The sequence below is a fragment of the Reyranella sp. CPCC 100927 genome (genome assembly GCF_007859315.1).
GTDB lineage: Bacteria > Pseudomonadota > Alphaproteobacteria > Reyranellales > Reyranellaceae > Vineibacter.
Genome location: NZ_VOHA01000003.1, coordinates 56,061 through 75,746, shown reverse-complemented (window position 1 = coordinate 75,746; position 19,686 = coordinate 56,061). Strand labels below are relative to the sequence as shown.

Sequence of the window (19,686 nt, the reverse complement as noted above, 5' to 3'; positions counted from 1 at the left end):
TGGGCCCGAAGGGATGTCTGCCAAAAAGGGCTGGGAGGCCTAAGCCCTGAACGGCGTCTTCTGCAGTCGGCCCATCCACGGCTGGGCTTTCTCCAGCTGGCTTGCCAGTTTGATCAGCGTCGCCTCGTCGCCGATCCGGCCGGCGAACTGAACCCCGATCGGAATTTCATCCGATGTGAAGTGCAGAGGCAGTGACACGGCCGGTTGGCCGGAGATGTTGAAGGGTCTCGTGAAGATGCCATTGTGGCCGACACGGGCGTCGTACTCGGCCAGGTCCTTCAGGGACATGTCAAACCACCCGCGGTCCCTCGGTGGAACAGGCAACACGGGCGAAATCAGCACGTCCCAGTCGTGGAGATCCTGCACGATGTCGCGGCCCATGAGCCGCAGCGCCGCGATATCGTCGGCGTGTTGCGCCCCCGTGATTCCCAGTCCGAACTGGTAGAGCGCCCACGTTACCGGCTCGACGTCCGCCTCGGTCACCTGGCGGCCCAGCGACTGGGCGCAGGATACGAAGAAACCGGCGTTCAGGACCGCCGTCACCCTGCGCATGGTCTTGCGCATGCGGTCGACGTCATAGCGGAAGCTTGCCTCGCTTACGTCGTGTCCCAGCTTTTCACAAAGCCGCGCTGCGCCTGCCACGGCCCTGCCCGCCTCTTCATGCAAGGGCTGACCGTCTGGCTCGCACGCAACGAAGCCGATCTTCAGCCGCCCCGGCGGCGTATCGGCCTGCGTGAAATACGACGTTTCCGGATCGGGTAGAAAATAGGGATCGCCAGGCAACGAGCCGCCCACGGCATCGAGGAAGGCGGCGGTGTCCCTGACGCTGCGGGACACGCACCCGAACACTGCGCTGCCGTACCAGATGTCGACGATGTCAGGTCCATAGGGCACGCGTCCCCGTGACGGTTTCAGCCCGACCAACCCATTGAGAGATGCAGGTATCCTGATCGACCCGCCGCCGTCGGACGCATCCGCAATCGGCACCATTGCCGATGCAACAGCGACCGCGGATCCACCGCTGGAGCCGCCGGGCACGATCCGCTTGTTCCACGGGTTAATGGTCGGGCCGTGGAAGGCCGGCTCTGTCGTGGGAGCAGCCCCCATCTCCGGCACGTTCGACTTGCCCAGCGCGATCAGTCCCGCCGCCTTCATGCGATCGGCAAACAACGACGTCCGGGACCCGACGAAGCCATCGAGAAACCGGCTGCCGTTGGTCACCGGGAAGTTCTCGTACTGTGTGAACAGGTCCTTGATGACGAACGGAACACCCGACAGCGGTCCCGCCGGCAGCTGCCCGGCCGCCTGCCGTCGCGCATAGTCATAGGACTTGAAGACAATGGCGTTGAACCGGGGGTTCTTGTCTTCGATGCGTTTGATCGCCTCATCGACCAGTTCGCTCGGCGATATCTGCTTCGACGCGATCAGACGGGACAGGCCTACCGCATCTGTCTTTTCGTAAACTTCACCGATCATCCGCTCGCCTTTCTGTCTTCTATATGTCGATTAACATACAGAACTACATAATTGTCAAATTTCTGTATGTTTCTCTTCAAACAGCGCCATTCCCTTCGGAACGCTTGGCGCGCGTGCATCAATCGGCGGCAAATTCCATGCAGATTGCCGACATCTTTCGCACTCCAGCGCCGGTCGCGCGCGGCCCGAGCCTATTGACACTCAAATGAAGGACTGTATACAAGATCGTATGAATCCGTCTATTATGTAGTAAAATTAACATACCGGCATCGAGCGGATTCAACGATGGCCCGGGTCAATTCCATACGCCCTGCATGAGGTTGGATGTGATCAACGACGTCTATGAAGGCAACGATGCCGTCGGTCTCGCGCAACTGATCAAGTCGAAGCAGATATCGGCGACGGAGCTGGTCGAGGAATCGATCGCGCGCATCGAAGAGAAGAACCCGAAGGTCAATGCGGTCGTCTTCAAGACCTACGATCACGCGCGCAAGCGCGCCGCAGGCCCTCTTGCGAACACGCCGCTATCCGGCGTCCCCTTCGTCATCAAGGATCTCTCGACCCAGTATGAAGGGTTCCCGGTCACCAACGGCAGCAAGCTGTTCAAGGACGCCCCCACGGGCCCTAACTCCTATTTCGCCGACCGGATGGCGGCCGCCGGGCTGATCGCTGTCGGAAAGTCGAACCTGCCGGAGTTCGGGCTCTGCCCGACGACCGAACCCCGCTTGCACGGTGCCTCCATCAATCCCTGGAACCCGCGCATCGTACCCGGTGGCTCCAGCGGCGGATCCGCGGTTGCCGTGGCAGCCGGCATGGTTCCGATCGCCGACGCCTCCGACGGCGGCGGCTCGATCCGCATTCCATCCTCGGTGAACGGACTGGTCGGCCTCAAGGTCTCCCGGGGACGCGTTCCGTTCGGTCCCGGCGCGGTCGATACATGGTACGGCATGGGTGTGCTGGGCTGCGTCTCGCGCAGCGTGCGCGACACGGCGGCTTTCCTCGATGCCGTCGGTGGCTCGCTGCCCGGTGATCCCTATTTCCTGCCAATGCCCGGGACGCCCTACTTCTCCATGCTCGGCGGCCCCGTCGATCGTCTGCGGATCGGCTTCGTCACGGCCGAGCCGGACGGCAAGCCGCTCGACAGCGACGTGGCGAAGGCCGTCGTCAAGGCTACCCAGTTGTGCCGCGACCTGGGCCACGATGTCGTGGAGAAGGCCTTCCGCTACGATGTGTCTGCGCTCCATACGACGATGCGCCGCCTCACATCGGCTCTCACGAAGGCCATCTTCGAGAGCTGCGAGGGATTCCTCGGACGCAAGGTCACACAGGACGACGTCGAGCCCCTGACCTGGGCCATTGCCGAGTTCGGCGGCCAGTTCACCGCGGCCCAGCATGCCGCCGACCTGGAGAAACTACGCCAGTTTGGCCGCGAGATTGTCCTGGGTCTCGATGATGTCGACGTCCTGATCGCACCGACATTGCCAACGCTGCCCAAGCCGCCGGGCTACTTCGACATGTCGCTGACCGATGTCGCAGAATATGACCGTCGCAGCGGACCGAACGCCGTATTCACCCGTCCATTCAACGTTTCCGGCCAGCCGTCACTGAACCTGCCGCTCCATGTCGCGAGCGACAACATTCCCGTCGGTGTCCAGTTCATCGGCCGGATCGGCGACGAGGCGACGCTGCTCAAGCTTGGCGAGCAGATCGAAAAGAGGTCGCCGTGGATGGATCGGCTGCGTCAAACGCCATTCCGGGTGTGACTGTTAAGACACAGCCTGTCGTGCCCGGACAGAAACAAGGGGGGATTTTTCATGCGCTTCATTGAGGATTTGACAAGAACCTGGACGACGCTTCGCACCGACATGCGCAGCGTCGCGATCGGTGCCGCGCTCGCAACCACGGCCGTGCTTCCGGGCTCGGCGCTCGTCGGGCTTTCGGAGGTGCGCGCCGAGGGCGGCACGGTCAAGGTGGTGATGCATTCGGCGTTGCGCAACCTCGACCCGATCCTGGTGAACTCGCACATCACGCGGAACCACGCCTATCTTATCTACGACGTCCTGATCGCCCAGGACGATCAGTTCCGCCCGCAGCCGCAGATGGCGAGCTGGACGATATCGCCGGACGGCAAGGTCTATACGTTCACCCTGCGCGACGGTTTGAAGTTCCACGACGGGGCCGCCGTGACCGCCGCCGACGCCGTGGCTTCCCTGCAGCGCTGGGGCAGCAAGGATACAGGCGGCAGGATGCTGTTCTCGGAAACGGCAAGCCTGGAGGCCAAGGACGACAAGACCATCGTCTGGACCCTCAAGAAGCCGTTTCCAGCGCTGCTGGGCGTCCTCAGCAAGATGTCGACGGTTCCCGCCTTCATCATGCCCGCGCGGCTCGCCAAGACGCCCGCGTCGGAGGCCATCCCGCAGCACATCGGCTCCGGTCCCTTCCGTTTCGTGGATGCGGAATTCCAGCCTGGCGTGAAGTCCGTCTACCAGAAATTCAAGGACTACGTGCCGCGCAGCGAAGCGCCAAGCTGGCTGGCCGGCGGCAAGGTTGCCAAGGTCGATCGCGTCGAGTGGATCACGATGCCCGACTCGCTCACGGCCATCAACGCGCTGTCGGCGGGCGAAATCGACTATATCGAGATGCCGCCGGCCGATCTGCTGCCGGTCATGGCCAACAATCCCGACATCGTCGTGGAAAAGCGGGACACCATCGGCTACCAGTTCATCGCCCGGATGAACTTCAAGAATCCGCCCTTCGACAACGTCAAGATCCGGCAGGCCGCGCTGCGGGCCCTGGGCCAGGAAGAGCTCCTGAAGATCGCCATCGGCGATCCGGAATACTACAAGCCCTGCGGCGCGATCTTCGGATGCAATGCCCCCTATGCCAGCAGCGTCGGCGCCGAGACGCTGACCAGCGGCGGTGATCCGAAGGGTGCCAAGAAGCTCCTTGATGAGGCGGGTTACGACGGCAAACCGATCGTCGTCTTCAAGGCATCGGACCTCCCCGTGCTGGCCGCTCCCAATGACGCCGGCGTGCAGGCGCTGCGCCGGGCCGGCTTCAAGGTCGACGTCAAGGAGCTCGACTTCCAGACGCGCACGATCCGGCTCACCAGCATGAAGCCGGTCTCGGAAGGCGGCTGGAACATGTTCTTCTCAAGCTTCCATGTGCTCGACATCAACTCGCCGCTGTACAGCAACCTGCTGGATGCGCGCGGCGACCAGGGCTACCTGGGATGGCCGAATGATCCGGAGCTGGAAGCGATGCGCCGCGCGTTCGCCGAGGCCTCCACGGCCGAAGCGCAAAAGGACGTCGCGGCCCGTATCCAGAAGCACGTGATGGAGAACGTCACCTACGTTCCCCTCGGCAACTGGTTCAACCCCCAGGCCCGCAGCCGCAAGCTCACAGGCATGATCCCAGGACCGGTGACGGTGTTCTGGAACCTGGAGAAGGCACGCTGATCGGCCAGGCGCCGATCACCGTCGCCCTATCGCAAGCGAACGCCGTCCGATCACCGCCGGTCGGACGGCCCGCCATCTGTAGTCGTCCGAGCGATACCGGAAGAGGTTGATGACTGGCTATTTCATCCGGCGCGTGCTCGCCATCGTTCCGGTGATGGCGATTGTCGTCGTCTGCGTATTCCTTCTCCTGCGGCTCACACCGGGCGACCCGGCGGCGATCCTGGCGGGCGACACGGCAACGGCCGAACAGCTCGAACGGATCCGGCAGTCGTTGGGTCTCGCCGATTCCCTTCCCGTACAGTTCGCGCGCTGGCTGGGACTGCTGGCGCAGGGTGATTTCGGCACATCGCTGATCTCGGGCAGTCCCGTCACCGGGATGATTGCCCAACGCATCTGGCCGACGCTGAACATCGCCATCCTCACGCTCATCCTGACCATCGCCATCGCGGTGCCGCTGGGCGTGATCGCAGCATGGCGCCACCGCACCTGGGCCGACTATGCGGTGATGAGCTTCTCCGTCCTCGGCTTTTCGGTCCCGGTCTTCGTTATCGGCTATACCTTCATCCTCGTCTTCTCGCTCGAGCTGCGCTGGCTTCCGGTCCAGGGTTATGTCGCACCGACCCAGGATTTCGGCCAGTTCATCGTACGCGCCATCCTGCCGTGTCTCGCTCTGGCGACCGTGTTCATCGCACTGATCGCCCGCATGACCCGCACCTCCATGCTCGAGGTCCTGGGCGAGGACTTCATCCGCACGGCGCGCGCCAAGGGCATCAAGGAAAGCTGGGTTCTGTTCCGGCATGCGTTGCGCAACGCCGCTGTTCCGATCCTGACCATCATCGGCACCGGTTTCGCACTGCTGATCGGCGGCGCGGTCGTGACCGAGAGCGTGTTCAACATTCCAGGCATCGGCCGCCTGACGGTCGATGCCATCCTCGCCCGCGACTATCCGGTCATCCAGGCCATGACGCTGCTGACCAGCGGCATCTATGTCCTGATCAATCTCCTGATCGACCTGAGCTACGCCTTCATCGACCCGAGGATCCGCTACTGATGGCCGCAGCGCCGAAACCGGAAGCCGGCCTGCAGTGGTTGCTCAACGCCATCACGCTGCCGCGCCATGCCCGCCTGGGTATCGGTCCCACAATTGCGCTGGCCGTGCTCGTTCTCATCATCCTGTCGGCGGTCTTTGCTCCCCTTATCGCACCGCATGACCCGCTGCTGATGGATGCCACGCAGCGCCTGAAGGGGCCGAGCAGCCTGCATCCGCTGGGTACCGATTCCTATGGTCGCGACATCCTCTCGCGCGTGATCACCGGCGGCCGGATTTCGCTTGTCATCGGCGTCAGCGTCGCCGTGGCGAGCATCGGCATCGGTCTTGCCATCGGACTCGTCGCCGGCTTCTTCCGGCGCGCGGACGCGATCGTCATGCGCATCATGGACGGCCTGATGGCGATCCCCTCGATCATGATCGCGATCGCCCTCGTGGCGCTGAACGGACCCAGCCTCTGGTCGGTCATGGCTGCGATCGCCATCCCCGAAGTACCCCGTGTCGTGCGGCTTGTACGCTCCGTTGTGCTGTCGGCACGCGAGGAGCCCTATGTCGAGGCTGCGATCGCACTCGGCTCGTCCATGCCGAAGATCCTGTTCCAGCACCTGATGCCCAACACGCTGGCACCGCTGATCGTACAGGGAACGTACGTCTGCGCCTCCGCGATCCTGACGGAAGCCATCCTGTCATTCCTGGGCGCCGGCGTCGCAAGCGAGATACCGACCTGGGGCAACATCATCGCGCAAGGCCGCAGCTACTTCCAGATCAAGCCGACATTGATCCTCTGGCCGGGCCTGATGCTGTCGCTCTGTGTCCTCTCCGTCAATCTTCTGGGTGATGCCGCGCGCGACCGCCTGGATCCCCGTCTGCGGAAACGTGGGGAATGACCGTCCAGTTCAAGAATCGCTCCTTCACCGATGCGGAGGTCGTGCTGGATGTGCGCGACCTGACGGTCGGGTTTGCCGGACACCCCGACGCCGCAACGGTGCTCGGCGGCGTCTCCCTTCGCATCCGTGCCGGCGAGACGGCCTGCGTGGTCGGCGAGTCGGGCTCCGGCAAGTCCGTCACCTCGCTGTCGATCATGGGATTGCTGCCCAAAGGGTCGCTCGAAGCGACCGGCGGCGGCATCGGGTTCGAAGGCCGCAACCTGCTGGATCTCGGGCCGTCAGCCATCCGCGCGCTGCGGGCACACAAGATCTCGATGATTTTCCAGGAGCCGATGACGGCGCTCAATCCGCTGATGCGCGTCGGCGAGCAGATCGAGGAGGTTCTGGAGGCACACACTGCCCTGCCCGCCCGGGACCGGCGAACGCGCGTGCTCGACATGCTGGCTCAGGTGCACCTGCCCGACATCGAACGCATCTATCTTTCCTATCCGCACCAGCTCTCCGGAGGCCAGCGCCAGCGCATCATGATCGCGATGGCCCTGATCCTCGAACCGAGACTGCTGATCGCAGACGAGCCGACCACGGCGCTGGATGTGACGACCCAGAAGCAGATCCTGGGACTCATCGACGAACTGCAGCAGCGGCATGGCACCGCCGTGCTGTTCATCACGCACGACATGGGTGTCGTGGCCGACATCGCCGATACGGTCCACGTGATGAAGCACGGCCGGATCGTGGAAAACGGGGCTATCGAGACTGTGCTGCGTCAACCGCGAGACGCCTATACCAAACAGCTGCTCCGGGCGGTGCCGAGCCTGACGCCGCGGACGCCTCGGGACACGCAGGAAGGTGAGGCCATTCTCACCGTCCAGGGCCTTCAGAAAGTGTATGGCGAAGCTGGCATCTTCAGCCGTAGCCGCCCGCATGTTGCGGCCCAGGAAGTCGACTTCACGGTCCATCCTGGTCGAACGGTCGGCATCGTGGGCGAGAGCGGCTCGGGCAAGTCGACGGTCGCACGCTGTATCGTGAGGCTCATCGACCCGTCCAGCGGCAAGATACGGATCGCCGGCACCGATATCGCGACACTGCCGCCGCGGGCGCTCAAGCCTTACCGCAAGCATGTCCAGATCGTGTTCCAGGACCCGTTCCGTTCGCTCAATCCGCGCTGGACCATCGCGCGCAGCTTGATCGAGGGGCCGGTCAATCTCGGGATCGACCGGAACACTGCCCTGGCCCGTGCCACCGAGCTGCTTGCGATGGTCGGTATGCCGGAAGACACGCTGGAACGGTTTCCGCATCAGTTCTCCGGCGGCCAGCGGCAGCGCATCGCCATTGCACGGGCGCTCGCCATGGAGCCCAGCCTGCTCGTGGCGGACGAAGCCGTCTCAGGACTCGACGTGTCGGTGCAGGCGCAGGTGCTCGCACTGCTGAGCGACCTGCAGGCGAAGCTCGGTATCGCGATCCTGTTCATCACCCACGATCTGCGGGTCGCGGCCCAGGTCTGCGACGAAGTGATGGTGATGCAGAAGGGCCGCATCGTCGAGCATGACACGGCTGCCAACGTGCTGCTGAGACCGCAGCACGACTACACGCGGGCGCTCATCGGCGCGGCCCCCGGACGCGGCTGGGACTTCGCCAATTTCCGCGAACTGGCACAAGCCTCACCCTGAGGAACCGGGGCGGGCCTACCACATCATGAAGGACGCCACCTGCTCGTCGCTCACCTTGCCGGCCTGCACATCGGCGATCGACTGGTCGACAATGGCGACCGCCTCGTGCGCCTCGTCCTCGGTCAGCGTCAACGGCGGCATGAACTCCAGCACGTTCGCCTTCAGGCCGACATAGGTCATGGCGGCGCCCAGTTCATAGGCCCGGTAGATGATCTTGGCTGTCGTTGTCGCCGGCACGGCTTCCCGCGTTGCCCGGTTGGCGACAAGCTCCATGCCGAAGGCGAGGCCGCGGCCGCGCACATCGCCCACGATGTCGTACTTGTCGCCCAGCCGACGTAGGCCTTCCTGAAGCAGGTTGCCCACCCTGGCCGAGCGTTCGACAAGGCCCTCCTCCGCGATTGCGTCGAGGACGGCGTTGCCGGCCGCGGCAGATACCGGGTTGCCGGCTGTCGTCAGCAGCGCGAAGGCCGGCGCGCAATCCATGATGTCGCTGGGTCCCACGACGGCGGAAATCGGCAGCCCGCCGCCCAGTGCCTTCGCAAACACGACCAGGTCCGGCGACAGGCCCTCGTGTTCGAAGCAGTGCATCCGGCCGGTACGGGCGAGACCGACCTTCACTTCGTCGACCACGATCTTGATCCCGTGCCGGCGGCAACGTTCCTGCAGCGCCGCCAGGAAACCCGGTGGCGGCACGATGAAGCCGCCATCGGACATCAGCGGCTCGAGGAATACCGCTGCGACCTGGTCGGGTGGAAAGCTCGTCTCGAAGTGATAGTCGAGCTGCGCCAGGACGTCCTCGGCACTGAACCGCCGGTGAAACATGTCCGGGTAAGGCAGCAGCAGCACGCCGGGCCGCGGCAGCGTATGGGTCATGGCGGTGTGCCCGCTGATTCCCATCGAGCCCGACAGGTTCCCGTGATAGGAGCCGATGAAGGAGATAATGCGCGGCCGCCGCGTCGCGTGAACGACGACACGCAGGGCGCAGTCGTTGGCGTCGGAACCGGAATGCCCGAACCATACGCGACGATCCTCCCCGCCCGGCGTGATCGCGAGAAGGCGTTCCGCGAGCGCCACGGCGGGACCGTTGGGATAGAGCAGGAGGCTGGCACCGGCCATGTCCCTGACGGCGCGTTCGACCGCCTCGGCAATCCTGGGGTTGCTGTAACCCAGGATCGCCGGCCCCGCCGAGCCGGACAGATCCAGCAACGACCGCCCGCCCTCTTCGATGAGCCGATTGCCGCGACCGCCGATCAGGCTCAGCGGTGAAAAACGCAGTTTGCCGATTTGCGCGACCGCCGCGGCATCCCGCTGCCGAAGGCCGAGATTGCTCATGAGGTTTTCTCCGCCAGAATTTTGCCCAGAGTCGCCGCGAGGCGGACACTCCATGCTTGCTGCGCCGACTCGCTCTCGAGGAGGTCCTGCCTGATTTCGATCAGGGCCGACGGTATCCCACGATCCTCGCCATGAACCGGGATGGCGTAATCGTCGTCCCGGTTCACGGCGTAGGGAACATTCGCGCCGGCATGCAATCCGTGATCCGCCTGGAGGCTCCGCAGGATCGACAGCGCGAAACCGTCCATCGCGCCATGCAGAACGCCGGCATGCCATGGCCGCGACACGCCGAGGAACACCGGTGTGAAGCTATGGATCGTCAGCAGGCACGTCGGCATTCCCTGCCGTGCGCGACGATCGAGGTGCGCGGCTACTCGGTCATGATACGGCGTGAAGATCGTCCGTGCCCGGTGTTCCCTCTCCATCTCGCCGAGGTCGGCGTTGCCGGGAATATCCGTGTCTTCCGAGCACACCGGGATACTGTCGCTCGATCCCAGCGGCCGATTGAGATCGATGAGCAGCCGGGAGTGGGTGCCGAGAAAGGCCGGTGCGTCCAGTCGCCGCGACAGCAGTCGCGTCAGCCCGGCCGCGCCGATGTCCCAGGCGATATGACGGCGAAGCTGCGACGCCTCCAAGCCGAGAGCATGGTACGCCCGCGGTATATGGTTCGACGCGTGCTCGCACAGCAGCACGATCTGCGATGTGCCGGCTTCGTTGACAACCTCGACAGCCGACTTTGCGTCGACATCCATCAGAAGAGGGTTCCGTAGAGGTCGCAGACCGCGCTGTCTTCGAGCGGGGCCAATCGCGCAATCTCATGGCGCTTGACCCCGTCGAAGGTTTCGACGAGCAGTGGATGGAACCAGCCCGTTACGGTCTTGTCGGCGAGAAACGCATCCAACGCCTCTGGCAGGGATTGCGGCAGACGCACAAGGCCCAGGGCCTTTCGCTCCTCATCACCCATCAGCGTCGGATCGCCGGTCACCAGCGGCGGTGCTTTCAGGCTGCGCCGCAGCCCGTCCAGCCCGGCGCGAACGAGGGCCGCAAGGGACAGGTACGGGTTCGCGGTCGCATCGGCAACGCGGAACTCGATGTTGTACTGAGGCGCGCGATCGCGGCCGCCGATCGTCACTGTCGGACAGATCCGCAGACTTGCTTCGCGATCCCGATCGGCGAGCCACGTGTACGAAGAACTCCAGTTGTGCGGTTTGAGACGATAGTAGGACGGCACGCTCGATGCGGTCAGAACCGTCATTGCCGGCAGATGATTCAAGACGCCGGCGCAAAATGCGCCGGCCTGCCGCGAGAGACTGCCCGCCCCTGCAGGATCGTAGGTCGCGGGACGTCCGTCGGTATCGACAAAGCTGAAGTGGATATGGACGCCATTGCCGACCTCGGTCAGTGCGGTCTTGGGCGCAAACGAGGCGCGCCAGCCCTTCACGCGAGCGGTATCCCGGGTGATCTCCCGAATGGCGACGGCACGGTCGGCGGCTGCCAGAGCATCCGTGGGCGCGTGGGTGATCTCGAACTGCTCGCTGCCGTATTCGGCCAGGATCATCTCCGGCTCCACGCCGGCCTCCTCCAGGGCCGCCAGCAGGGTGGGACAGAACGGATCGGCCCGCCGCATGGCACCGATCGAAAAGGCATGCGCTGCACCGAAGCCGGCATCGAAGATGCGAAACTCCTGTTCCACCGCCACTTTCGTCACGAGCCCGGCTTCCGCCTTCAGATCGGCGAGCGCGTCTTTCAGCAAGGTCCGCGAACAGCCGATCCACGGCGTGCCGTCGAGCTCGACGATATCGGCCGCGACCATGTCGAACGGTGTCGCAGCGCCGCTGCTGGCGGTGCGGAAACGCGCGGCGAGGTCGGGAATCAGCCGCAGATCTCCTGTCGATCCCCAGGGATTCGGATCGGCAATGGAGTTGAACGGCGTAATGGAGAGATTCGCCGGCACCCACCCGACTCCGGTCTGGGCGATCTTCTCGAGCCTGCTTTCGACAACGGGGCGTCCACGTGTGATCGCACCGAGATCGGTCGTCACCACGTTCACCAGGGCTTCAGGCGATTTCATGCATCCTTCCCGAGGGCTTCAATGCGCGCAACGACGGTGTCGGTATCCGTGACCCAGCAATAGCCGCCGAAGGCCCTGAGAGCCGCTTCATGCCGTTCCTCCGAGGCCGTCGCGCAGGCGTCGGCAACGCAGGTCACCAGGTAGCTGCGATCGGCCGCGTCACGGACCGCCATATCCACGCACTGATCCGTCATGACGCCGACGACGATCAGGTAGCGGATGCCGAGGTTCTTCAGGACGTAGTCGATGTTGGTCGAATTGAAGACGCCCGACGAGGTTTTCGGCAGCACGATCTCGTCGCCGACCGGCGCGAGGGCCGCAACAGGCCGCCCTGCCGGCAGGCTCGGCGGCACGTGAATCGGCGTCAGCTTGTGGTCGAGCGAGCGGTCGCGGCCGTCTTCCGTCAGGCTCTGGATGATCGTGTGAACGACCTCGACTCCATTGGCGCGCGCCGCCTTCAGGATCCGCTGGACATTGGGGATCGTCGTGGCGGCGGTCTGGCGATAGAAATAGTGGTCCGGTCCGTGCTCGGGGTGGAACGGATCCGCGCCAGGCTCGAGCCAGATGACCTGCATGTCGACGACGAGAACCGCGGTCTGCCCCTTGCGGAACATCGCATCCCGTCGGGATGGCGGATCCATCACGCGTTTCGGTCCTTTCTCGGCTTCCGTGCCGACGGCCGCGCGGTTTCTTCGGCATCCGCGTCATCCACCGTGACCGCATTCTGCTCCCGCACCTTCTCCAGCCGCTCGATGCGTTCGCGCGTGCCGCTGTCGGCCAGCGACACGATGCGCGCGACCAGCGCCTCCATCTGGCCGACGGCCGGCGCCAGCGTGTCGTACGGCGATGTCACTTCCACCGGACTGACGATCGTCACTTCCGAGAAGGCTGCGATCGGCGACTGCCACGGATCGGTGAACAGGATGATCCTGATGCCGCGGCCGTTGGCCTGGCGCGCGAACGCCACGACGTCGGATTGATAGCGGCGATAGTCGAATGCGATCAGGACATCGCGGCTACTGGCTTCGGCCAGAATGTCAAACGTCTGGGCGGAAACGGCGCCGATATCGGACACACTCGGACGCAACTGCACGAGATGGCCGGCAAACATGCCGGCCACATGGCGACTGAAACGGCCGCCCAGCGTGAAGACCTCCCCCTTGGCGCCCATGATCAGGCGCGCCGCCCGGTCATAGCTCTGCAGGGGTGCCGAGGTCTGCGCCTTCTCGATCGCTTCGCCGACGGAACGAAGGTACGTGACGATGGGACTTCCGCTCGCCTTCGGCGCGCGTTTCGATTCCATCATCAGCAGGGGCGAGTGAAGCCGCGCCTCGACTTCCGCCAACAGTTTCGCCTGGAAGTCAGGAAAACCGCTGAATCCCAGCTTCATCACCAGGCGAACCACCGTGGGATCGCTGACCCCGGCACGGCGCGCGAGGCTGGTCGCCGTGCCCAGCCCCGATGTGGGATACTCGGCCAGGAGAAGTCGAACGATCTTCTCTTCCGAAGGCGTCAGCGGGAGGTCTTCCCTCATCAGCAAGTCGCGTACCGCCACTGTCAGCGTCCTCAATCGCGTGAACTCGATGCCGAAGCCGGTGCAGTGGATGCATTCGCGCTCGCTGACGCCCCTCCCCCGCGCATCGCGACGATCATCCTGCCATGACCGCCCTTTACGATGGTGATGGTAATCGAATCAACATTTTTCCGACAACATTCAGACTTTGAAGATTATCCTACATTTCGGATCGGGTGGCAAGCCTGATGCAGGGGCGGCTAACGATCGATCCGCGTCGAGAGAACGACGGCCGAGGTGGTGCGTTCGACACCAGTCAGCGCGCCGATGCGATCGATCGTTGCATTCATCTCGTCGACCGATGGTGCCACGGCGACGACGACAAGATCGAAAGGTCCGCTGACCGCATGCAACGACCGCACTTCCGGCATCTTCCGCAACGCCGCTTCGATCGAGCCCGATTGCTTGGGCTGCAAGGTCACCATGATGTAGGCCTTGAGCTGACCCCGCTCGTGCTCCTCCGCGATGCGCACCGTGTAGCCGACAATGATGCCCGCCCGCTCCAGTCGCTCGATCCGGCTCTGGATCGTCGTGCGCGACAGGCCGAGCCGGCGTGCCAACTCCGCCGTCGATGCTCGCGCATTCTCACGCAGAAGAGCCAGGATCTGCCGGTCAGTGCCGTCAGCCTGCGTTCTGCCGATCAGGTCGGTCATAGTGCCGTCGGCCCCTCTTCATTTTCGTCGATCTGCCGGTAGCGTCCGAATCGATGTCCGTCAACACTGCCGGCAGGTCGAACCAGGGGCGTACCATGAGCAGAACGGACATCGCAGTCATCGGCGCGGGCAAGATCGGCGTCACCATCGCCGAGTTGCTGGTGCACAGCGGCGACTATCGCGTCACCGTGATCGATCGGGACCGCGCGCAGCTCGACCGCATCGCGCCCGCCACCGGCATCCTCACCGCCGCGGTCGACATCGAGGCGGCAGCCGAATCGCTCGACCGCCTGCTGCTCGGCAAGTTTGCCGTCCTTTCGGCGGCGCCGTTCCATCTGACCACGCGCATCGCCGAAAGCGCCCGACGCGTTGGCGTGAACTATCTCGATCTCACGGAAGACGTCGCCAGCGCCGATCATGTGCAGCAACTGGCGCAGGGCGCCGTGACAGCCTTCATCCCGCAATGTGGCCTGGCGCCCGGGTTCGTGTCGATCGTCGCCCATGACATGGTGCAGCGCTTCGATACGCTCGACAGCATCCGGCTGCGCGTCGGCGCGCTGCCGCGCTTTCCCGCCAACGCGCTCAAATACAGCCTGACCTGGAGCACGGACGGCGTCATCAACGAATACTGCGAACCCTGCGAGGCGATCGTCGGCGGTGTGCGGCGGCAGGTGCCGCCGCTGGAGGACCTCGAGGAGCTGACGCTCGATGGCACAGCATACGAAGCCTTCAACACGTCGGGCGGCCTGGGCACGCTGTGCGACACCTATCTGGGCCGCGTCCGCGAACTGAACTACCGGACGGTCCGCTACCCCGGCCACGCCGCGATCATGAAAACCCTGCTGGGCGATCTGCGCCTGCGCGAACGCCGCCATGTCCTCAAGGACATCCTGGAACACGCGCTGCCCTCGACCACGCAGGATGTCGTCGTCATCTCCGTCACCGTCGCGGGCAGGCGCGCGGGCCGGCTTGTCCAGGAGACCTACGCCAACACGATCTACGGCGGCGAGATCGACGGTCAGGTCCGCAGCGCCATCCAGATCACCACGGCGACGAGCATCTGCGCCGTGCTGGATCTTCTGGTCGCCGGCAGGATCCCCGGGCAGGGCTTCGTGCGCCAGGAAGACATCGACCTCGATGCCTTCCTGTCGAACCGGTTCGGACGCCCCTACGTCATCCAGGCCGATCGACATGATCCCGTCCATTCACCTGCCCCCGAAGTCTTCCAGACCATCCATGAAACCGGCCGGACCGCGGCCTAGACCGGGAGATGACAACCATGCCGTCAATGGCTCGATCGGATCTCGCCGCGGAAACGACCGCGCTCCTGCACCGGCTCGGTGTCCCGCGCGAACACCATGTCGGTGGCGCGCTGGCCGTCCGCACGCCGATCTCCGGCGAGATCATTGCGCAGGTCCATGAAACGTCGCCGGCCGACGCCCAGGCCGTCATCGCACAGGCGCAGGCGGCATTCCTGCACTGGCGCCATGTGCCGGCGCCCCGGCGCGGCGAGCTGGTCCGCCTGCTCGGCGAGGAACTGCGCCGGGCACAGGATGATCTCGGCCGTCTCGTCACGCTGGAGACCGGCAAGATCCTGTCGGAAGGGCGTGGCGAAGTGCAGGAGATGATCGACATCTGCGACTTCGCCGTCGGCCTATCCCGCCAGCTCTACGGACTCACGATCGCCAGCGAACGCCCGAACCATCGCATGATGGAAACCTGGCATCCGCTGGGCGTCTGCGGCGTGATCTCCGCCTTCAACTTTCCCGTGGCGGTGTGGTCGTGGAATGCCGCCTTGGCGCTGGTGTGCGGCGATCCCGTCGTGTGGAAGCCCTCCGAAAAGACCCCTCTCACCGCGCTCGCGACGCAGGCGATCCTCGATCGCGCAATGGCGCGGTTCGGCAGCGACGCGCCGCAGGGTCTCAGCAGCCTGCTCCTCGGCGGCCCGGCGCTGGGCGAGATCCTGACCGACGATGAGCGCGTGCGGGTCGTGTCCGCGACCGGCTCGACGGCGATGGGTCGCGCTGTCGCGCCACGCCTGGCCAAGCGGTTTGCGCGCGCCATCCTGGAACTCGGCGGCAACAACGCGGCCATCGTCACGCCATCGGCCGACCTCGACCTGGCGCTGCGGGCGATCGCCTTTGCCGCGATCGGCACCGCCGGCCAGCGCTGCACCACGCTGCGCCGCCTCTTCCTGCACGACAGCATCTACGATGCGTTCCTGCCGCGGCTGACCAAGGTCTACGGGACGATCGCGATCGGCAGCCCGCTTGAGTCCAACACCTTGGTCGGCCCGTTGATCGACGCCGCGGCCGGCCAGGCGATGCAGCGGGCGCTGCAAGCGGCGCGCGACGCCGGCGGCACGGTGCATGGCGGCGAGCGCTGCGAACGCCCGCAATGGCCGCAGGCCTACTACGCGCGGCCCGCCCTGGTCGAGATGCCGGATCAGACAGGCCCGATGCTGGAAGAAACATTCGCACCCATTCTCTACGTCGTGCGCTACACGGAGCTGTCCGCCGCGATCGCGCTTCAGAACGCTGTCGATGCCGGCTTGTCCTCGTCGATCTTCACTCTCGACATGCGCGAGGCCGAAACTTTCGTCTCGGCGGGCGGCTCGGACTGCGGCATTGCCAATGTGAACATCGGCCCCTCGGGCGCCGAGATCGGCGGCGCCTTCGGCGGCGAGAAGGACACCGGCGGCGGCCGCGAGGCCGGCTCCGACTCCTGGAAGGCCTACATGCGGCGCGCGACCAACACCATCAACTACGGCACCACCCTGCCGCTGGCCCAGGGAGTCGCCTTCGACGTCGATCAGTAGAGGTTGGACTTGTAGTCCTTATCCAACCCCTTCTGCATGAAGCCCGGGATCGACACCACCGCGCCCGCCAGTCGTGCCGCAAGGCCCTTGTTCTTGTTGAGCTTGACGTGGGCCGCGAACATGCCGGCGGGATTGATATCCGCTGCGCGCTCGCCGACCGGCCAGAGGCGAGCGCGCTCGAGCGCCGGGCTGGGGCGCAGCTCCATCGCCAGGTCTTCGATGCCGATGGCCAGACGCGGCACCTTGTCCTGTACCGTGAAGCGCGCCCGCACAGCCTCGTCCGTGGTGAGACGCGCGGTGCCGCGCACGATCGCCACGCTGTGTGAACCCGGCACGAGCAGCGCCGCCGCGACGCGGGGCTGGACGATGATGTTGCGGAAGCTGTCGGTGCGCCGGTTGCCCGGCCGGTCGGCGAACCAGAGGCAACCATCGTCGAGCCGCACCATGCGGCCCGCCGGATCGCCCTTGGGACTGAGATCGGCGCGGCCGCCGGCGTCGATGGTGGCCAGTGCCATGAAGCGCGCGCCCGCCACGACGTCCGCCACCGCGTTCGCCTCGGCCTCGACGGGCGTGGCCGACCAGAAGCCCGACCGGATCAACGCCTTGGCACAGTGGACATAGCATTCCTCGACGGTGACCAGCGCGTCGCCGTCACGCACCTCGGCGACGCGACCGTTCACGCGCAGCGTTTCACCGATGCCGGGCGCCAGGAACAGCGAGCTGAAAGCCCGGCCGGGTTCGACCAGCGCAGGATCGTCGAGCATCGCCAGCGGCAAGCGCAAGCCGGCGCGATCCCCACTAGCAAAACCGGGGTTGCCGCCGGCCAGCGTGATGGCGATGGAAGCGCCGTCGCCGAACCCGGCGAAGGCCAGCGGCGATACCGCGATCCACCGCAGCGCGGTTTCGTCCAGATGGTCGATGACCTTGAGGTTCACCGGCGGCGGCGTCTTGCCGACCACGCCTTCCAGCGCAGCGACGGTTTCGATGCGATCGCTCAACGACGGGCCTCTTTCATCCGGTACGCCACCCGCGGCCGAGGCGGGCACCCTGGTGCAGTTGCGAGTCGTTCGCATATTTGGCCGGCGAAGGCAAGCCGGAGCCCCGGCGCGGACCATCTGCAAGGCTGCCACGCCGCGCCGGCCGCAGACATGATGCCGATGGCCCCTGATGATCAGGGCAACCGGAGCCAAGCTCATGTCTTGCGTGACTCACCGGCAGATCGTGTTGGCCGCATGCCTCGCGGTGGCGTCCTTGTTCGGAACGCGGTTCCCGGCGGCACTTGCCCAGAACGCACCGAACACCATTGCGGTCGAAACCAGGACGCAGGCGGAGAAGGACGCGCTGGCAGCCCTGCAACGCGCCGGTTACCGGGTCATCGAGGTGCGAACGACCAAGGCCGGCGTCATCGCCAAGGCGGTCAAGGACGGACGCGACGTGTCGTTGCTCATCGACGTCACGGGACGGATCATGGAGCGGTGATCTCCCGGCGAACGACGGTGCGGCGCAGATCGGTGGCGTAGCCGAACAGGGCCGGCAGGCCGCCGGTGTGGATGAACACGACGCGGGCGCCCGGCGGCAATCGACCCTCGCGCACGCGCGCGAACAGGCCTGCCATGGCGCGGCCGGTATAGACGGGCTCCACGAGGAGACCGTCGCGATGCGCGCAATCGCGGATCGCCGATGCGACCGCGTCGTTCATGACGCCGTAGCCGGGCGCGAGAACATCGTCATACAGGACGACGTCCTGCGATCGCACCGGGTTGACGATCCCCAGCAGCTCGGCGATCCGGCCGCAGTGTCCTTCGACCCGGGGCTTCTGCAGCGATGCGGCGCGGCGCACGCAGATCCCGATGACCTCACCGCTCCACCCCAGCGCACGCAGGCCGAACAGCAATCCGGCGTGTGTCTGGCCGCTGCCGGATGCGAGGACGACATGATCCATCGCGCCGGCCTGCTCGAGCAGCTCCGCCGCGCACCTGACGTAGCCCAGCGCCCCCAGCGGCGGATTGCCGGCGCCCAGCGGGATCACATACGGGCGGCGTCCCCGGGCGGACAGCCCGGCCGCGATCTCCCGCAAGCGCTGGTCCGCTCCCTCCTCGTCCTCGCCAACGGGATAGGCGTGCAGGGTGGCGCCCAGCAGTTCATCCAGCAGGACGTTGCCCGACGTCCGGTAGACATCATCGACGTCAGGCACGCGCTCCTCGAGCTGGATGTGGCAGTCCATGCCCAGACGCGCGGCGCAGGCGGCCACCACCCGGGTGTAGTTGGATTGGACGGCACCGGTGATCAGCACCGTGTCGGCCCCGGCCGCGAGCGCCTTGCCGAAATAGAACTCGAGCTTGCGCACCTTGTTGCCGCCGAACGCCAGTCCGGTGAGGTCGTCCCGTTTGACCCGCAGGTCGATGCCGAGAGTCTGACTGAGCCGGGGCTGGTGCTCCAGCGGTGTCGCCCAGGGCAAGAACCGCGCGCGCTCAAAGCGCCCGACCGCAGCGCCGACCGGTGACTGTTCCCATGCGTTCACAAGACTCTCCAAGGATTGCGAGGATCAGAGGGTGCGGATTGGCCCAGGCCCGCCATCGCGCGGCAGAAAGGGCAGATACGGCCAGAAAGTCTGTTTTCCCTGTGGTTTCAGATACATGCACACCCCCGGCTTGGATGGCCAGGTGATGGTCAGATGCGGCCAGAAACGGCCAGAAAGTC

At 65.3% G+C, this 19,686-nt stretch carries 17 protein-coding genes; 8 read left to right on the top strand and 9 right to left on the bottom strand.

Translation table 11 applies throughout. The annotated features are described in order from the left end of the window. Window positions 1–39 precede the first annotated feature (39 nt). A complete protein-coding gene (locus FQU96_RS09915) occupies window positions 40–1,476 on the bottom strand; it encodes an amidase (RefSeq protein ID WP_146540743.1) in 1,437 nt (478 codons plus the stop codon). Window positions 1,477–1,802: 326 nt separating this feature from the next. On the opposite strand from FQU96_RS09915, the gene FQU96_RS09910 reads away from it, so the two are divergent. The 5 genes from FQU96_RS09910 (at window position 1,803) to FQU96_RS09890 (ending at window position 8,539) form a co-directional block, all read left to right on the top strand. Next, a complete protein-coding gene (locus FQU96_RS09910; protein ID WP_178130422.1) occupies window positions 1,803–3,239 on the top strand; it encodes an amidase in 1,437 nt (478 codons plus the stop codon). Window positions 3,240–3,290: 51 nt separating this feature from the next. Continuing rightward, the gene (locus FQU96_RS09905) at window positions 3,291–4,934 is read left to right on the top strand and encodes an ABC transporter substrate-binding protein (protein WP_255467938.1); all 1,644 of its coding nucleotides are present in this window, start codon (window positions 3,291–3,293) and stop codon (window positions 4,932–4,934) included. Between the two features lie 109 nt (window positions 4,935–5,043). Beyond that, window positions 5,044–5,985 carry an ABC transporter permease gene (locus FQU96_RS09900; protein ID WP_146540741.1) on the top strand — a complete coding sequence of 314 codons (942 nt, stop codon included), beginning with the start codon at window positions 5,044–5,046 and terminating at the stop codon, window positions 5,983–5,985. Next, on the top strand, window positions 5,985–6,869 hold the full coding sequence (locus FQU96_RS09895) for an ABC transporter permease (protein WP_146540740.1): 885 nt from the start codon (window positions 5,985–5,987) through the stop codon (window positions 6,867–6,869). Before FQU96_RS09900 ends, FQU96_RS09895 begins: the two co-directional genes overlap by 1 nt. Continuing rightward, on the top strand, window positions 6,866–8,539 hold the full coding sequence (locus FQU96_RS09890; protein ID WP_146540739.1) for an ABC transporter ATP-binding protein: 1,674 nt from the start codon (window positions 6,866–6,868) through the stop codon (window positions 8,537–8,539). Before FQU96_RS09895 ends, FQU96_RS09890 begins: the two co-directional genes overlap by 4 nt. Window positions 8,540–8,554: 15 nt before the next feature. Here the strand turns inward: FQU96_RS09890 and FQU96_RS09885 are convergent, their stop codons facing one another. The 6 genes from FQU96_RS09885 to FQU96_RS09860 all read right to left on the bottom strand — a co-directional run bounded on the left by FQU96_RS09885 (window position 8,555) and on the right by FQU96_RS09860 (window position 14,168). Next, window positions 8,555–9,871, bottom strand: a complete 1,317-nt coding sequence (locus FQU96_RS09885) for an aspartate aminotransferase family protein (protein ID WP_146540738.1) — start codon at window positions 9,869–9,871, stop codon at window positions 8,555–8,557. Continuing rightward, window positions 9,868–10,623 (bottom strand): N-formylglutamate amidohydrolase, encoded by a 756-nt coding sequence (locus FQU96_RS09880; RefSeq protein WP_146540737.1) that lies wholly within the window; start codon window positions 10,621–10,623, stop codon window positions 9,868–9,870. The genes FQU96_RS09885 and FQU96_RS09880 overlap by 4 nt, the downstream gene beginning before the upstream one ends. After that, window positions 10,623–11,921, bottom strand: coding sequence for a glutamine synthetase family protein (locus FQU96_RS09875; protein ID WP_255467937.1), 1,299 nt, complete (start codon window positions 11,919–11,921; stop codon window positions 10,623–10,625). The genes FQU96_RS09880 and FQU96_RS09875 overlap by 1 nt, the downstream gene beginning before the upstream one ends. 17 nt (window positions 11,922–11,938) lie before the next feature. Further along, window positions 11,939–12,583 carry a cysteine hydrolase family protein gene (locus tag FQU96_RS09870; protein WP_146540735.1) on the bottom strand — a complete coding sequence of 215 codons (645 nt, stop codon included), beginning with the start codon at window positions 12,581–12,583 and terminating at the stop codon, window positions 11,939–11,941. Further along, a complete protein-coding gene (locus FQU96_RS09865; protein WP_146540734.1) occupies window positions 12,583–13,497 on the bottom strand; it encodes a MurR/RpiR family transcriptional regulator in 915 nt (304 codons plus the stop codon). The genes FQU96_RS09870 and FQU96_RS09865 overlap by 1 nt, the downstream gene beginning before the upstream one ends. Window positions 13,498–13,715: 218 nt before the next feature. Beyond that, entirely contained in the window at window positions 13,716–14,168 is a 453-nt protein-coding gene (locus FQU96_RS09860) for an Lrp/AsnC family transcriptional regulator (protein WP_146540733.1), read from the bottom strand. Window positions 14,169–14,263: 95 nt separating this feature from the next. Between FQU96_RS09860 and FQU96_RS09855 the strand changes: the two genes are divergently transcribed. Together FQU96_RS09855 and FQU96_RS09850 are read left to right on the top strand one after the other, a co-directional pair. Then, complete coding sequence (locus FQU96_RS09855; protein ID WP_146540732.1) at window positions 14,264–15,430, top strand: saccharopine dehydrogenase family protein; 1,167 nt, start codon at window positions 14,264–14,266, stop codon at window positions 15,428–15,430. 17 nt (window positions 15,431–15,447) lie between these two features. Further along, window positions 15,448–16,986 (top strand): aldehyde dehydrogenase family protein, encoded by a 1,539-nt coding sequence (locus FQU96_RS09850; protein ID WP_146540731.1) that lies wholly within the window; start codon window positions 15,448–15,450, stop codon window positions 16,984–16,986. Here FQU96_RS09850 and FQU96_RS09845 read toward each other — a convergent pair. Beyond that, window positions 16,980–17,984: a pyridoxamine 5'-phosphate oxidase family protein gene (locus tag FQU96_RS09845; RefSeq protein ID WP_218574671.1), complete on the bottom strand. Its 1,005-nt coding sequence runs from the start codon at window positions 17,982–17,984 to the stop codon at window positions 16,980–16,982. The genes FQU96_RS09850 and FQU96_RS09845 overlap by 7 nt on opposite strands. Before the next feature lie 196 nt (window positions 17,985–18,180). Between FQU96_RS09845 and FQU96_RS09840 the strand changes: the two genes are divergently transcribed. Further along, window positions 18,181–18,465, top strand: coding sequence for a hypothetical protein (locus tag FQU96_RS09840; protein ID WP_146540729.1), 285 nt, complete (start codon window positions 18,181–18,183; stop codon window positions 18,463–18,465). On the opposite strand, the gene FQU96_RS09835 is transcribed toward FQU96_RS09840, so the two are convergent. After that, window positions 18,452–19,507, bottom strand: coding sequence for a D-cysteine desulfhydrase family protein (locus FQU96_RS09835; protein ID WP_146540728.1), 1,056 nt, complete (start codon window positions 19,505–19,507; stop codon window positions 18,452–18,454). The two genes, FQU96_RS09840 and FQU96_RS09835, sit on opposite strands and share 14 nt — an antisense overlap. Window positions 19,508–19,686: the final 179 nt, after the last annotated feature.